Source organism: Butyrivibrio sp. X503 (assembly GCF_003625475.1).
Classification (GTDB): domain Bacteria; phylum Bacillota; class Clostridia; order Lachnospirales; family Lachnospiraceae; genus Butyrivibrio.
The window spans coordinates 465,482-480,581 of sequence record NZ_RAIQ01000003.1 but is presented as its reverse complement, the minus strand read 5'-3'; the positions used below and the strand labels follow the sequence as shown (position 1 = coordinate 480,581).

General features: G+C 43.6%; 12 protein-coding genes. 10 read left to right on the top strand and 2 right to left on the bottom strand.

Going from position 1 to position 15,100, the window contains the following annotated elements:
- Window positions 1-32: 32 nt before the first annotated feature.
- Together secA and prfB are read left to right on the top strand one after the other, a co-directional pair.
- A complete protein-coding gene (gene secA, locus D6853_RS07665) occupies window positions 33-2,597 on the top strand; it encodes a preprotein translocase subunit SecA (protein WP_120657410.1) in 2,565 nt (854 codons plus the stop codon).
- Window positions 2,598-2,609: 12 nt separating this feature from the next.
- Complete coding sequence (gene prfB, locus D6853_RS07660; protein WP_120657409.1) at window positions 2,610-3,752, top strand: peptide chain release factor 2; 1,143 nt, start codon at window positions 2,610-2,612, stop codon at window positions 3,750-3,752.
- An 81-nt stretch (window positions 3,753-3,833) separates the two neighbouring features.
- Here the strand turns inward: prfB and D6853_RS07655 are convergent, their stop codons facing one another.
- Window positions 3,834-4,916, bottom strand: a complete 1,083-nt coding sequence (locus D6853_RS07655; protein ID WP_120657408.1) for a GGDEF domain-containing protein — start codon at window positions 4,914-4,916, stop codon at window positions 3,834-3,836.
- Window positions 4,917-5,042: 126 nt separating this feature from the next.
- Complete coding sequence (locus D6853_RS07650; RefSeq protein WP_120657407.1) at window positions 5,043-6,164, bottom strand: hypothetical protein; 1,122 nt, start codon at window positions 6,162-6,164, stop codon at window positions 5,043-5,045.
- Window positions 6,165-6,426: 262 nt separating this feature from the next.
- Between D6853_RS07650 and D6853_RS07645 the strand changes: the two genes are divergently transcribed.
- The 8 genes from D6853_RS07645 to D6853_RS07610 all read left to right on the top strand — a co-directional run bounded on the left by D6853_RS07645 (window position 6,427) and on the right by D6853_RS07610 (window position 15,063).
- Complete coding sequence (locus D6853_RS07645) at window positions 6,427-6,789, top strand: GntR family transcriptional regulator (protein WP_120657406.1); 363 nt, start codon at window positions 6,427-6,429, stop codon at window positions 6,787-6,789.
- Window positions 6,790-6,821: 32 nt separating this feature from the next.
- Complete coding sequence (locus D6853_RS07640; RefSeq protein WP_120657405.1) at window positions 6,822-7,523, top strand: ABC transporter ATP-binding protein; 702 nt, start codon at window positions 6,822-6,824, stop codon at window positions 7,521-7,523.
- Window positions 7,517-8,239 carry a hypothetical protein gene (locus D6853_RS07635; protein ID WP_120657404.1) on the top strand — a complete coding sequence of 241 codons (723 nt, stop codon included), beginning with the start codon at window positions 7,517-7,519 and terminating at the stop codon, window positions 8,237-8,239. Before D6853_RS07640 ends, D6853_RS07635 begins: the two co-directional genes overlap by 7 nt.
- A 31-nt stretch (window positions 8,240-8,270) precedes the next feature.
- Entirely contained in the window at window positions 8,271-10,532 is a 2,262-nt protein-coding gene (locus D6853_RS07630; RefSeq protein ID WP_120657403.1) for an extracellular solute-binding protein, read from the top strand.
- Window positions 10,533-10,654: 122 nt separating this feature from the next.
- Window positions 10,655-11,677: a glycosyltransferase family 2 protein gene (locus tag D6853_RS07625; protein WP_120657402.1), complete on the top strand. Its 1,023-nt coding sequence runs from the start codon at window positions 10,655-10,657 to the stop codon at window positions 11,675-11,677.
- Complete coding sequence (gene rfbG / locus D6853_RS07620) at window positions 11,677-12,759, top strand: CDP-glucose 4,6-dehydratase (protein WP_120657451.1); 1,083 nt, start codon at window positions 11,677-11,679, stop codon at window positions 12,757-12,759. The genes D6853_RS07625 and rfbG overlap by 1 nt, the downstream gene beginning before the upstream one ends.
- A gap of 32 nt (window positions 12,760-12,791) precedes the next feature.
- A complete protein-coding gene (gene rfbH, locus D6853_RS07615; RefSeq protein WP_120657401.1) occupies window positions 12,792-14,153 on the top strand; it encodes a lipopolysaccharide biosynthesis protein RfbH in 1,362 nt (453 codons plus the stop codon).
- Window positions 14,146-15,063, top strand: a complete 918-nt coding sequence (locus D6853_RS07610; protein ID WP_120657400.1) for an NAD-dependent epimerase/dehydratase family protein — start codon at window positions 14,146-14,148, stop codon at window positions 15,061-15,063. Before rfbH ends, D6853_RS07610 begins: the two co-directional genes overlap by 8 nt.
- Window positions 15,064-15,100 lie beyond the last annotated feature (37 nt).

Here is a 15,100-nt window from a genome sequence, read left to right as displayed (position 1 = left end):
GGAACTATACCCTTTTTTACGGAGATTTAAATATGAGTATTATTGACAAAATTATTGGAACACACAGTCAGAGAGAACTTAAGAGGATCCGTCCTATCGTAGATTCGATTGAAGCGATGAGACCTCAGATGCAGGCTCTTTCGGACGAAGAGCTTAGAGCTAAGACAGAGGAGTTTAAGAAGAGACTTTCAGAGGGACAGACTCTTGACGATATTATGCCGGAAGCTTATGCGGTTGTAAGAGAAGCAGGTAAGCGTGTGCTTGGAATGGAGCACTTCAGAGTTCAGCTTATTGGTGGTATCATCCTTCACCAGGGACGTATCGCTGAGATGAGAACAGGTGAAGGTAAGACACTCGTTGCTACACTTCCTTCATATCTTGATGCACTTGCAGGTCAGGGTGTTAACGTCGTTACAGTCAACGATTACCTTGCTAAGCGTGATGCCGAGTGGATGGGTAAGATCCATGAGTTCCTCGGACTTACCGTAGGTGTCGTTCTTAACAGCATGAATTCCGAAGAGAGAAGAGCTGCATATAACTGTGACATCACATACGTAACCAACAACGAACTTGGTTTTGATTACCTTCGTGATAACATGGCTATCTATAAAGAGCAGTGCGTTCTTCGCGGTCTTAACTACGCCATCATCGATGAGGTAGACTCAATCCTTATCGACGAAGCACGTACACCTCTTATCATTTCAGGTCAGTCCGATAAGTCAACCAAGCTCTATGAGGCATGTGATATCCTTGCTAAGCAGATGACTCGCGGTGAGGATATGGAAGAGCTTTCTAAGATGGATGCCATCATGGGTATAGAGAGAGAAGAAACAGGCGATTTCATCGTTAATGAAAAGGACAAGATCGTTAACCTTACAGAGCAGGGTGTTGCCAAGGTTGAGAGATTCTTCCGTATCGAGAACCTTGCTGATCCCGAGAACCTTGAGATCCAGCACAACATTATCCTTGCACTTCGTGCAAACAACCTTATGCAGAGAGACCACGACTATATCGTTAAGGATGATGAGGTCCTTATCGTCGACGAGTTCACAGGTCGTGTAATGCCCGGACGTCGTTATTCAGACGGTCTTCACCAGGCTATTGAGGCAAAAGAGCATGTGAAGGTAAAGAGAGAGTCCAAGACCCTTGCGACTATCACTTTCCAGAACTTCTTTAATAAATTTGAGAAAAAATGCGGTATGACAGGTACGGCTCTTACCGAGGAGCGCGAGTTCCGTGATATCTACGGAATGGACGTTATCGAGATTCCTACCAACGAGCCCGTAATCCGTAAGGACCTTCAGGATGCCGTATACAAGACAAGAAAAGAGAAGCTTAACGCAATCTGCGATGCTGTAGAGGCTGCACATGAAAAAGGACAGCCTGTACTTGTAGGTACGATTACCATCGAGGCTTCAGAGGAACTCAGCAAGATGCTCAGAAAGAGAGGCATCCAGCATCAGGTCCTCAATGCCAAATTCCATGAGATGGAGGCTGAGATCGTTGCCGAGGCAGGTAAGCACGGTGCGGTTACGATCGCGACCAACATGGCCGGCCGTGGTACCGATATCAAGCTTGATGAGGAATCAAGGGCAGCAGGCGGACTTAAGATCATAGGTACGGAGAGACACGAGAGCAGACGTATTGACAATCAGCTCCGTGGACGTTCCGGACGTCAGGGTGATCCCGGTGAATCCAAGTTCTATCTTTCACTTGAGGATAACCTCATGAGACTCTTTGGTTCAGAGAGACTTATTGCGATGTTCAACGCACTCAGAATTCCCGAGGGACAGGAGATTGAGCATTCATCTCTTTCCAAGGCTATTGAGACAGCTCAGAAGAAGATCGAGTCCAACAACTATGCGATCAGAAAGAACCTTCTCGAGTACGATCAGGTTAACAACGAGCAGAGAGAGATCATATACAACGAGCGTAAGAAAGTACTTAACGGCGATTCAATGCGTGATTCCATCTATAAGATGATCACGGATATTGTTGAGAGCGCAGTTGAGACGGTTGTCGGTGAGGAAAACGATTCAGATAACTGGGATCTTACAGAGCTCAATGAGATCCTTCTTCCCACAGTTCCTCTTAAGAAGATCAACAGAGGACGTATAGACAATCTCACCAAGTCAGGCCTTATTCAGCAGCTCAAAGAAGAGGCTGTTAAGCTTTATGAGGCTAAAGAGGCTGAGTTCCCCGAGCCTGAGCAGATCCGTGAGATTGAGCGAGTTATTCTTTTGAAAGTAATCGACAGAAAGTGGATGGATCATATCGACGATATGGACCAGCTTCGTCAGGGTATCGGACTTCAGGCTTACGGCCAGAGAGATCCCAAGCTTGAGTACAAGCTTGCCGGTTATGAGATGTTCGATGATATGACTAAGGCTATCAGAGAAGATACAGTTAGACTTCTTTTCCATGTTCACATTGAAGAGAAGGTTGAAAGAGAGCAGGTTGCCAAGGTTACAGGAACCAACAAGGACGACTCTGTACAGAAGGCCCCCGTTAAGAGAGTGGAAGCCAAGGTTTATCCCAACGACCCATGTCCTTGCGGAAGCGGCAAAAAATATAAGAATTGCTGTGGAAGGGCGTAAGAGGTAGTAAAAATGGTAGTACTTGATCAAATGAAGGTTGAGATTCAGAATCTGCGCGGAACTCTCGACGAGGTTACTGCGTCACTTGATCTGAATTCCAAGAAAAAGATAATAGAAGAGCTCTCTCGTGAGATGGAGGAGCCGGGCTTTTGGGACAATGCGGATAAGGCCAACAAGAAGACCAAAGATCTCAAGAACATGCAGGATCTTGTTGTAGGCATTGAGAAGCTCAATAATCAGTACGGTGATATCATCGACCTTATCGATATGCAGAACGCAGAGGGTGTAGACGATGAAGACATGGCTGCTGAGATCAGAGCTGAGCTGGATGATTTTGAGAACACACTTGAGAACATCCGTATCAGCAATCTTCTCAATCAGCCCTATGATAAATATGACGTAATCTTAAGACTTAACGCAGGTGCAGGCGGAACAGAGGCTTGTGACTGGGCTAGCATGCTCTATCGTATGTATACAAGATGGGCAGAGCGCAAGGGCTTTACAACAGAGGTTCTCGATCTTCTCGACGGAGACGAGGCAGGTATCAAGTCAGTAACTTTCCAGATTTCAGGAACCAACGCATACGGACTTCTTAAGTCTGAGCACGGTGTTCACAGACTTGTTCGTATCAGTCCTTTCAACGCGCAGGCTAAGAGACAGACATCTTTCGTATCCTGCGACGTTATGCCTGATATAGAAGAAGATGTAGATATCGATATCAATCCCGATGACCTCAGAATTGATACATATCGTTCAAGTGGTGCCGGCGGACAGCACATCAACAAGACTTCATCCGCTGTACGTATCACACATATTCCTACCGGTGTAGTTGTTGCTTGTCAGAATGAGCGTTCACAGTTCCAGAACAAGGACAAGGCTATGCAGATGCTGAAGGCTAAGCTTTTCATCATGAAGCAGGAAGAGAATCAGGCCAAACTCGACGGTATCCGTGGTGAGGTAAAAGACAATGCATGGGGCAGCCAGATCCGTTCTTACGTACTTCAGCCTTATACAATGGTTAACGATACAAGAACAGGCTTCAAGGCATCAAACGCCGACGGAGTACTTGACGGTGAGCTTGATCCTTTCATCAACGCATACCTTAAGTGGCTTGCTACAGGCGGAAAGCCTGTCGGAGATACTACAGAGGAGTAAGATTCCAAGCAATACTTCGGAGCAAAAGATAAGACGGGCGAATCATTCGCTCGTCTTTTTGAATTTAAGCATTTAGGCTTCTTACACAACCACTACGCAGTTTCTGCCGGAATTCTTGGCTTTGTAGAGAGCGTGGTCGACGTTTTGGATCGTTTTGGCAAAGTCACCCGTGTACTTCGAGATACCGACCGAAATAGTGAATGGTACCGGTGTGTCTTTTGACGCCTCGATGTCGCGGCGGAACTGCTCCATGCGGGCGCAGGCGTTGTTGACGTCGCATTCCTTTAGGATGATTATGAATTCTTCGCCGCCAAAGCGGATGACATAGTCGTTGTCGTGGGTCTGTTTCGAAAGCATCTGACCCATATAAAGAAGGGTGAGATCGCCTGTGTAGTGACCGTGCTCGTCATTGACCTGTTTGAAGAAGTCTATATCGAGCATGGCGATAGTCACAGGCTCTTTTGCATCTATAAGAGCATTCTTGGTTACTATCTTTTCAAGTAAATGTCTGTTGTAAACCTGCGTAAGCGGATCAGTGACCATTGCAAGCTCAAGCTTTTGCTGGACTCTGTAATGATCAAGGTACACAAGAGTGAGCAGGCAGTGCGAGCAAAATACCGCGATAGCGCACGGAATCTGGAGCGCGATGATGATCTCAAGGTTTTCATAATGATTGAAAAGATTCGATATCAGAATTTCCAAGATAAAAACAAGCGATGAAAGTGCTATTTCGCGCGGCCTCGACACGAATCCCAAGGTGATGAATATGAGGTTCATGATGATGAAGCCTTCGCTTGCGTGGACCTTGATATCCAGATGATAGATTGACCATATGGTCGCAAGCACCATGCCGTGTCCGAGAACGTAATCTATAAAGACGGTGATGCCTCTGCTTTTAAAGAAGTTGGTTATGATCAGGAAAAGAAGCAGAACGGCAAGAATTGAGAATCTGGGGATAAGCGTAGGAAAGAAGCTTCCGTTCAAAAAACGATCGGAAAAAATGTACATGACAGAGACAAGAGCCCCGGCAATGAGGCTGATTCCGACATAGTCCTGATAATAATCGCACTTGGACTGATAGAAGTCTTCAAGGTCTTCACACGTCATTGTGCGATAGTCTTTGAATAAACTGATTAACGATTTAGCGTTAGTGATTATTTTCATTTTAGTCTATCTCCCACTCCTATTTTACTAGCAATAATGTAATTTAGGAAGAGAAATCTAAAAATTTTATAAATATTATAAATAAAAAAATAATGCCCTTCCCGATACGAGGAAGGGCATATGTTATCAATATACCGCTGTTACGTCTGAAATTGTCTTGCCGTCAAACTTGAACGACCATATGGAGTGACCTTTGATCCTGTGTTCCGTCAAAAAGAATGTGTCGTCCACGTTGGAAATGTAGTAGGGCGTTCCGCCGCCGATGAAGTGATCAGCGTAGACATCCGTGTACTTGCCCTTGGTAAGTTCTTCAAGTGAATCCGTACGGACTATCGTAGCTTTATCCTGCGCGCCCGACTTATCCGTGGAGATGGTGATAAGAAAGCCCTTGTCTGCTTTGGTGAGCTGGACCATTCCCGCAAGCTCGTCCGGTACAGGATACTCTTTTTCTATCTCAAGAGTTTCAAGATTACATTTCAAAATTTTGGAATCGGGCGCCGAATCCGAGACTCCCGAAACAAAGTATAACTTTCCGTCTATTATGGAAAAAGATCTTACGTATATGCCGTCAAGACATGAGATAACGCGCTTGTCGGTCATGTAAACGCGATTCGTCGAAGCTTCTCTTCTAAAGCAAAAGAGCTCTCCCGTAATTGAACTCCATACATAAAAGGTATCGGTCACTTCGTCGTAAACCGTGTAGTGAGGCCTCGTTCCGATATCGTTAAAACGTTGAGTAAGGAGGAATTTATCATCCTCTTTTTCATATATAAGAACTCTGTTGTTCTCGGTGTCGTCGACCATATATACAGAGCCGTCGCTCGCTATCGTGTGCGGCTGCGTTGCCTCGGATGACATGATGAGCCAGGAGGTTAGCGGAGCACCAAGCTCTTTTGAATAGATAACTCTGTTGTGATAGCAGTCGACGATGAACCAGGTGTCATCGACCTTGGTGATGTAAGTCGGGACGCTTAGCTCGGTATCATAGTTGTTTATGGGAGTGTACTCCGCGGCTGCTGAAGCAAGGTCTTCGCCTGCATAGGTGAGAGATGATTCTTCCAGATATTCTTTTCCGTCATAAGGGGAGACTTGTTCTTCAGGAAGCTGACCGTCAACCATCTTGGCTTCTTTTCCGCCTGAACAGCCAAACATGCAGGCGGATGATGTCAGGATAAATGCCGTCAAAGCTGCGGTGCGGATAATCGCTTTTCTTTTTATATGAAAAAAGATCTTATTTATCATCTTCATAATATATTCCCATAAGGTATTTATTTGTAGCCGGCCCGGTCGAAAGTAAGGCGATGAGTCCTTCAATATGGCTACCATAAGATTTTACAATAATACGTATTTATGGGCAACAGCCATGCAGAACACCGGCTGTGATAAATCCTTATGAAAAAAATTTTAAAGAGGTGTTGACAGATTTTTAAAATTGTACTATTGTATTATTGTACTAAGCGATTAGTACAGTAATACAGAATAAAATTTATATAGAAAGGAACAGAGTACTATGCCATGGAACCTTAATTCGGGCAGTCCAATATTTGTCCAGATTATTGAGCATCTACAGATTGATATTGTTTCGGGTAAGTACAAACCGGGAGATAAGCTGCCGAGTGTTCGCGACCTCGCAGGCGAAGCCGGCGTAAACCCAAATACAATGCAGAAGGCACTCAGTGATCTTGAATCGACGGGGCTTGTTCACTCAGAAAGAACCAGCGGCCGTTTCATAACGGAGGACGATAACATGATTAAAAATTTAAGAAAGTCACTTGTGGACGTACAGATCGAAAAATTCTTCAAGAGCATGGAAAAGCTCGGATTTACGGGAGAAGAGATCTTGGAACTTGTAAAAGAATACTCACAAAAATGATTTGAACAACAATTATTTAGAAGGAGAGAAGTATGAATAATCTTTTAGAAATTCAGGGATTATCTAAGACATATGGAAGTGTTACGGCATTGAATGATGTAAGTCTTTCAATCGAACCGGGACACATAATCGGATTACTTGGTCCCAACGGAAGCGGAAAGACAACGCTTATTAAGATAATATGCGGTCTGTTACAGCCTAATACCGGAACGGTACTTGTTGATGGCAATCTGGCCGGATCGGCGAACAGCAAGGCAGCAATATCCTACCTTCCGGATAAAACCTATCTTGATGAAGACATGAAAATTGAGTCCATCATATCAATGTTCGACTATTTTTATGATGACTTTGATATGGACAGAGCTATGGAGATGCTTTCAAGCCTTAATATCAATCCAAAGGCTACGCTCAAAACTCTTTCAAAGGGTAACCAAGAGAAGGTTCATTTGATAGTAGTAATGAGCCGCAGAGCAAAGCTCTACATTCTCGATGAGCCTATCGCAGGCGTAGATCCTGCTGCCAGGGAATACATATTACGTACCATAATCAGTAACTATGAACCCTCTGCTTCAATGATAATAGCAACTCACCTCATTGCTGATGTTGAACCGGTATTGGATGAAGCTATTTTCTTACAGAACGGATCCATCAAACTCTTTAAACCTATTGATGAAATAAGAGCCGAGAATGGTCAATCAGTTGAAGGATTATTCAAGGAGGTATACAGATGTTAAAAAAACTTATTAAATACGATTTGAAAAAGACCGGTGCGGTAATGGTACCGATATGCGTGATAACAGCACTAGTGAGTTTAGTTTTTTATGCACTGTATTCATTAACGCCCATGTCATCAAGCGACGCAGCAACGCTCGATTTAATGATCCATACAGCTCTATCTGTGATCGCACCTTTATATGTGATAACAAGATACTACATTAAGAGTTTATATACTAAAGAAGCTTATCTTTTATATACTCTTCCGGCAAGTAACAAAGAGATCGTTTCCTCCAAGATAATTGTTACCTGCATTTGGGCAGTAATTTTTATGATATCCATGCTGATTTCCGCAGTTCTTTTTCAACCGGGAGTATTTATTGAAAGCATTCGTAAACACGGTATGATAGAAGCAATTCCGGGATTATACTCGACTTTTGTTCTTATGCTTATGGGTCTTGCCGGAGTTATGGCTGTGTTATTTAGTATATGCATAGGTCAACTATTAAAAACCTTCAAAACTGTCGGATCGCTTATTAGCTGTTTTGTATTTGGATCAGCTATACTGATCACTATTATATTTAACACGATAATAAGCGCGTCTCATCGCAGAGATGGCTATTGGGGTTATGAGAATCTATTTTGCATAGCTAACCTTATATGCCCGATCATATTTATAATAATTTTCTACTTTGCAACTGTACACATTACAACCAGAAAGCTCAATCTTGATTGAGCATAAACACTCAACGCTTAAGGAGAGAAAAATGAAAAAGGAAAGAAAAACCAAGATACGTAGTGTCATGGGGAAAGTGACATGTATTCTTCTTACATTGACACTTGGAATGACAGCTTTTACCGGATGCGGTAAAAAGATTGATTCTGCATCGGCTTTTGAGGAAGCCAAGACAATTGATAAGAACTGCATTTACAAACAGGAAGATTTTGCCAAGGTCCTTAATGATGGCGATAAGGTGACTGCCCTCGGACGTAACAGTGACAGAATAGTGTCAATCTGCCATAGCGCAGAAGGTACATTTAAGTACATTTCATTTAATACGGACGGATCTGATGTTCAGTCCGCAGATATCGGAGGACAGAAAGATGATTATATAACTACATGCACTTTCGATAATGACGGAAATGCCTATATGGTATACAGAGAAAGCAGCGATGATGGAGTAACAGGCTCATTTATTGAAAAGGTTACTCCTTCGGGAGAGGTTGTTTACAAATATGATATAACAGAAGAACTTGAGAAAAATTGGGAATATCTCAGAACTATGACATGGACCGAGAAACACGGCCTTGTATGCGCTATGTTGGATGGCCTTGCGACTTTTGATGAACAGTCCGGATTCAAAGTGCTTGTAGACAAAAAAACTTTCAGCGGCATGGGCGGAATTACGAATGTTCTCGAACTTGCGGATAATAAGCTGTTTGTAAATTATTTTGATGAAAAAAGTTATGATCAATCATTCGTTATAGTTAACGCTGAAAACAATAAAGTAGAAAAGAAACTCGGCGGTTTTGAGTCACACGGATACTATACCTTCTTTAAGGATGAAAACAACACATTATATGGGGCGGATTCAGACGGAGTTTATAAATATAACGAGCAATCCGACACGGCTGATAAAGTGCTTGATTACACAGACTCATCCATCAGTTCCGATCAAGTGTTGTCACAAGTAGGATTTATTGCCTTAAATGAAAAAGAGATTCTTGCGGATACCAGTGCGGATTATAATGCACCCGAGTCGCTTGTAAAGCTTACCAAGGTAAATCCTGAGGATGTGAAAGATAAAACCATAATTACATTATCTGCTATGTATCTGGAGAAACAAATTAAAGATCAGATTTTGGAATTCAACAGAACAAACGATAAGTATGCTATAAAGATAATTGATTACAGTGAGCTTGGTAATGGCAACTACGAAGACATTATTAAGCAGTTTAACCTTGACCTTACTGCCGGAAAAGTGGCCGATATCATGTGCTTTTCCGGAAATGAATCTGCTATAGAAAAGTACGCCAATAAGGGTATACTGCTTGATCTTGCACCTGCTTTTGAGCAAGGCGGACCTTTGGGAGATCTTGAGATACTTCCCAACATCAAAGAGATGATGAATTATAACGGCAAGACTTATACATTCATCCCTTCGTTTGAGCCCATTACATATGTGGTCAAAGCAGAAGAGGCAAACGGTAAAACATCTTTGTCATACAAGGACTGTGATGAGCTTATAAAAAGCAGAGGAACGGATTATAAAACCGCGTTTGGTTCACTAAACACAAGAATGGGTGTCTGCTCATATTTTTGGGTATATTATGGAAAAGAATTCCTCGATATTAAGAGCAAGAAGTGCAACTTTGATTCACCGGAGTTTGTTGAGTTTTTGAAATTCACAAATAATTTCCCTGATGAAGAACCGGTTGATGTTGTTAATGATTATGATATCGATGCGCCATACGCCACGGGAGATGCAATATTTTACGGCTTGGGATTCAGAAATATATGGGAATATGCTAAGCTTCAGCAGGTTATATTTCATGGTGATATTGAGATGGTGGGATGTCCCAATAATCTCGGAAAGAATCTGGCTGCGATCCAGGGGCCTTCATTTGCTGTAAGCAGTAAGACTGAGCATATGGATGTTATTTACGATCTTATCAGAGATATGATGACTGCAAATACACAATCAACAGGCGGCTTTTCGCCGGTAAAACCTGTATTTGAAGAGCAGCTTCAGGCAGCCACCAAGGAAGCAAGCGATAATGATACTTTTGCAAACACATATGATCCTGTGACCTTCGAAGATATAAAATTAGATCCTTTATCAGAGGATGATATTAAGAAGTTTTATGATTATGTAGTTGCAATAGATACATTTGCAAGCGTTAACATGCAGATTTCAAATATTGTCATGGAAGAAGCTTCGGCATATTACAAAGGAGAAAAGACAGCAGAAGAAGCTGCAAAGATTATTCAGAACAGAGTCAGCGTTTATATCAATGAAAACAGCTGATTGAAGGTGTGGCGACTTTGGCCATTTTAAGGTAAAATTATATAGTGAGTATAGGCGATGCTCCGATTCCTATATGGATCGGAGCATCTTTAGCAACGTTGGGGATATAAAGCGGAGGGGATATGGTTACAGTAAGTGTTTGCATGATAGTAAAAAACGAAGAGGAGTGCCTTGGAAGATGCCTTAAGAGCCTTCAGGGAATCGTCGATGAGATGATCGTTGTCGATACCGGATCGACTGACAAGACCAAGGAGATAGCGAAGGAGTGCGGCGCCAAAGTCTATGACTTTAAGTGGACGGGCGATTTCAGTGAAGCAAGAAACTACTCTTTTTCACTTGCGACCTGTGACTATATATATGCTGCGGATGCAGACGAGGAGCTGGATGAGGAGAATCGTCAGAGATTCGTTAAGTTAAAAGAAGACATCGAAAAACTTGATATTGATATAGTTCAGATGTATTATTGCAATCAGTTGTCGTTCAGAACTGTCTACAACTATGACAGAGAGCTTAGACCCAAGCTTTTTAAGCGCGTCAGACATTTCGTCTGGGAGGATCCGATCCACGAGCAGGTTTCGCTTGAGCCTGTTGTGTGCAACAGCGACATCGAGATCATCCACAGACCCAGGGAGAATCACGCAGGAAGAGACCTCGCTTCGTTTAGGAAAGCGGTTGACGACGGTAGATATTTGTCTAAGAGACTTCACAATATGTATGCGCGTGAGCTTTTCATGGGCGGAACCGACGATGATTTTATAAAGGCAAAAGAGTTTTTTGAAAAGTCTGCATGCGACACCAACAGAGGCGTCGATGAGATCAAAGAGGCAAGCTGCGTACTTGCGCATGTTGCTGTGCTTGAGGACGATGCACCGGCTCTTTTAAAATACTCATTGAAAGATGCGACGACAGAGATGTCGAGCGAGATGTGCTACGAGCTCGGCGAATATTATTACGGTAAAAAGGATTACGACGAAGCTATCATATGGTTCTTTAACGGAGCTTACGAGTGCGAGAGTATCCTTGATATAAAAAAGAGTAAAGAACTTCCGAGACTTGCCCTTGCAAAGTGCTACAGAGCGCTGGGCAATGAGGAACAGGCTGCGGACTACGAAAGAGAAGCGGCCGAGTGTGAGAAAGGTGAATGATGCTTGATTTTTACAAAGGAAAAAGAGTTCTTATAACCGGTCATACCGGATTTAAGGGGAGCTGGCTTTCCAAGATACTTGTTATGGCGGGAGCGGATGTGCACGGATATGCGTTGCCACAGCCCGAGGATAACGAGAGCTTATACAAGATTGCGGACATAGAGAACATCATGGATTCGCATCTTGGCGATATAAGAAATTATGATGAGTTAAAAGAGTATTTTGATAAGGTTAAGCCCGAGATCGTGTTTCATCTTGCGGCGCAGCCTATTGTCAGAGATTCATACAAGGACCCGCGCTATACCTATGAGACCAACGTGATGGGCACGGTAAATATTTGCGAGTGCGTCAGACTCTCGGATAGCGTTAAGTCTTTTCTTAATGTCACTACGGACAAGGTTTATCAGAACAATGAGTGGGAGTGGGGCTACCGTGAGGATGAAAAGCTCGACGGCTTCGATCCTTATTCCAACTCAAAGTCTTGCTCCGAGCTTGTGACACATTCCTATATCAATTCATTTTTAAATGAAATGAGCATAGCGACTTCAACGGCGAGAGCGGGTAACGTTATCGGCGGCGGTGATTTTGCCAACGACAGACTTATTCCCGACTGCGTAAGGGCAACTATGAAAGGGGAAAAGATAATCCTTAGAAACCCCGATTCAACAAGACCCTTCCAGCATGTGCTTGAGGCGCTTTCTGCATATCTTTTGCTCGCGCAGATGCAGTACGAAGATAAAGCTTATGCAGGCTATTACAATGTCGGTCCCAATGAGGGTGATGCCGTGACGGCGGGTAAGCTTGCAGGAAGCTATTCGGATGCGTGGAATTCGCTCATCACTACAGGTGAAAAGAGCTGCAAATATAACAATAAGCTTGAGATAGAGGTTCGTCCCGACGGCGGTCCGCACGAGGCCAATTACCTAAAACTTGACTGTTCCAAGATAAAGAGTAGACTTAAGTGGTCGCCTAAATGGAACATTGACGATGCGGTAAGAGCTACCGCGGAGTGGACATATGCCTATTTTTCGGGCGAGGGAATAGCTTCCATGGAGAAGCAGATAAAAGAGTATTTTCAGTAATAAAAGAAAAAGAGTTTTGAGGAGATTTTTTAATGAGTAACGAACAGCAGATGGCAAGAGAGCAGATACTTGAGCTTGTAAAGGACTACTACGAGCGCTTTCTTAAGACTGATAAAGAGAAGTTTAGTGAGGGAGACAGAATCCCTTATTCAGGAAGAGTTTTTGATGAAAAAGAGGTTGTGAACCTCGTTGATTCTTCGCTTGATTTTTGGCTTACAGCCGGAAGATATACCGATGAGTTCGAAGACAGATTTGCAAAGCTTTTAAATGTAAAGTTCGCAAGCCTGGTAAACAGCGGATCTTCTGCCAATCTCATCGCATTCATGGCGCTTACCGCAACAGAGCTCGGTGAGAGAAGAGTAAAAAGAGGCGACGAAGTGATCACGGTTGCCTGCGGATTCCCCACAACTATCGCACCTATCATGCAGTATGGCGCGGTACCAGTGTTTGTGGACGTTACCGTTCCCGAGTACAACATCAATGTAGAGATGCTTGAGAAGGCACTTTCGGATAAGACCAAGGCAGTAATGATCGCACATACACTTGGAAATCCCTTTAATCTTAAGGCGGTAAAAGAGTTCTGCGATAAGCATGAACTTTGGCTTGTAGAGGATAACTGCGATGCGCTCGGATCTGAATATACTATAGACGGCGAGACAAGATTTACCGGAACTTGGGGAGATATCGGAACTTCCAGCTTCTATCCTCCTCATCACATCACGATGGGCGAGGGCGGCTGCGTTTATACCAACAATCCGCTCCTTCACAGACTTGTTCGCAGCTATCGTGACTGGGGAAGAGACTGCATTTGTCCTCCCGGAAAAGACAATTTCTGCGGCCACAGATTTGACGGCAAATTCGGTCAGTTACCTGTCGGATACGATCATAAATATGTATACAGCCATCTCGGCTATAACTTAAAGGCAACCGATATGCAGGCAGCAGTAGGATGTGCGCAGCTTGATAAGATGGTTCCTTTTGCAGATGCAAGAAGAAGCAACTGGAAGAAGCTTCACGACGGACTTGCTGAGCTCAGCGATGTTCTTACTCTTCCCGAGCCTTCCGAAAACAGCAATCCTTCATGGTTTGGATTTATCATGATCGTAAAAGAGGGTGCGAAGGACGGTAAGGGCAACGAGCTTACAAGAAATGCGATAACCAAGGCACTTGAAGATAACAATATCCAGACAAGACTTCTCTTTAGCGGAAATGTAATAAAGCACCCTTGTTTCAATGAATTTGAGGAAGGCAAGGATTACAGAGTAGTCGGCGACCTTACGGTCACTGACAGCGTTATGAACAATGCGTTCTGGATCGGAGTGTATCCGGGACTTTCAGATGCCAAGATCGATTTCATGATCAAGGTGATAAAAGAGGCATGCAAAAATGGCTGATAACCATAATATTGCGATCGTCACGGGCGCGTTCGGATTTGCGGGCGCGAGCCTGACGGAAAATCTTATAAAAAACGGATATAAAGTCTATGCGGTCTGCAGGGAAGGATCGGAGCACAATAACAGGCTGCTGAGAGAACCGGGTTCGGTAACCAAGATCTTCCTGGACATGCAAGACTACGACAAGATTCATGAGTACGTTGACGCCGAGGAATTACGTTCGGCGGAGCGCGTGCTCTTTTTCCATTTATCATGGGGCGGCGCCAGAGATGATTTCAAAGCGCAGTATGCGAACGTCGAAGGCTCGCTCAAGGCGATGGACTCGGCGATCGCGATGAAAGCTCGTTTCATCGGCATCGGCTCTCAGGCCGAGTACGGTATCTGCGAAGATGAGATCACGGAGGAAACACCTCTTAAGCCGTTTACGGCATACGGAAGCTGCAAGGCGGCTGCGTATCATCTTTTAAAGAGTAAGGCTCGTATCAGCGGAATCGACTTTGTCTGGGGCAGGATTTTCAGCCTTATCGGAAAATATGAGCCTTCGGGCCGTATGTTCCCCGACCTTTGCAATAAGCTTAAAAACGGCGAGGATGTGTATCTTAGCTCATGCGAGCAGTACTGGGATTATATGGATGTCGCTGATGCTGCCGAAGCGATCAGACTCCTTGGAGAAAAAGGAAGAGATTCCGAGAGCTATAACATTGCAAACGGCGATTATCATAAGCTGTCTTATTTTGTTGAGAGGGCGGCGCAGGTGCTCGGTGCGGATAAGAATCTTATTCACTACGGACAAAAAGCTGAGCCGTTTGTCAGCCTGAAACCTTCTGTAAGCAAGCTTAAAGCCGATACAGGGTTTGATATTTCGATAATTTTTGATGAAACTTTAAGAAATACCTTTATTGACATATGACAATACAAAAGATACCATTAAGATAGTGGGAAAATCT

Coding starts and splice junctions, on each gene's coding strand:
- D6853_RS07635 (WP_120657404.1), top strand. CDS start 7,517: ATGTTAAAAAAACTTATTAAATACGATTTGAAAAAGACCGGTGCGGTA.
- D6853_RS07625 (WP_120657402.1), top strand. CDS start 10,655: ATGGTTACAGTAAGTGTTTGCATGATAGTAAAAAACGAAGAGGAGTGC.
- D6853_RS07610 (WP_120657400.1), top strand. CDS start 14,146: ATGGCTGATAACCATAATATTGCGATCGTCACGGGCGCGTTCGGATTT.
- secA (WP_120657410.1), top strand. CDS start 33: ATGAGTATTATTGACAAAATTATTGGAACACACAGTCAGAGAGAACTT.
- D6853_RS07650 (WP_120657407.1), bottom strand. CDS start 6,164: ATGAAGATGATAAATAAGATCTTTTTTCATATAAAAAGAAAAGCGATT.
- rfbG (WP_120657451.1), top strand. CDS start 11,677: ATGCTTGATTTTTACAAAGGAAAAAGAGTTCTTATAACCGGTCATACC.
- D6853_RS07645 (WP_120657406.1), top strand. CDS start 6,427: ATGCCATGGAACCTTAATTCGGGCAGTCCAATATTTGTCCAGATTATT.
- prfB (WP_120657409.1), top strand. CDS start 2,610: ATGGTAGTACTTGATCAAATGAAGGTTGAGATTCAGAATCTGCGCGGA.
- rfbH (WP_120657401.1), top strand. CDS start 12,792: ATGAGTAACGAACAGCAGATGGCAAGAGAGCAGATACTTGAGCTTGTA.
- D6853_RS07655 (WP_120657408.1), bottom strand. CDS start 4,916: ATGAAAATAATCACTAACGCTAAATCGTTAATCAGTTTATTCAAAGAC.
- D6853_RS07640 (WP_120657405.1), top strand. CDS start 6,822: ATGAATAATCTTTTAGAAATTCAGGGATTATCTAAGACATATGGAAGT.
- D6853_RS07630 (WP_120657403.1), top strand. CDS start 8,271: ATGAAAAAGGAAAGAAAAACCAAGATACGTAGTGTCATGGGGAAAGTG.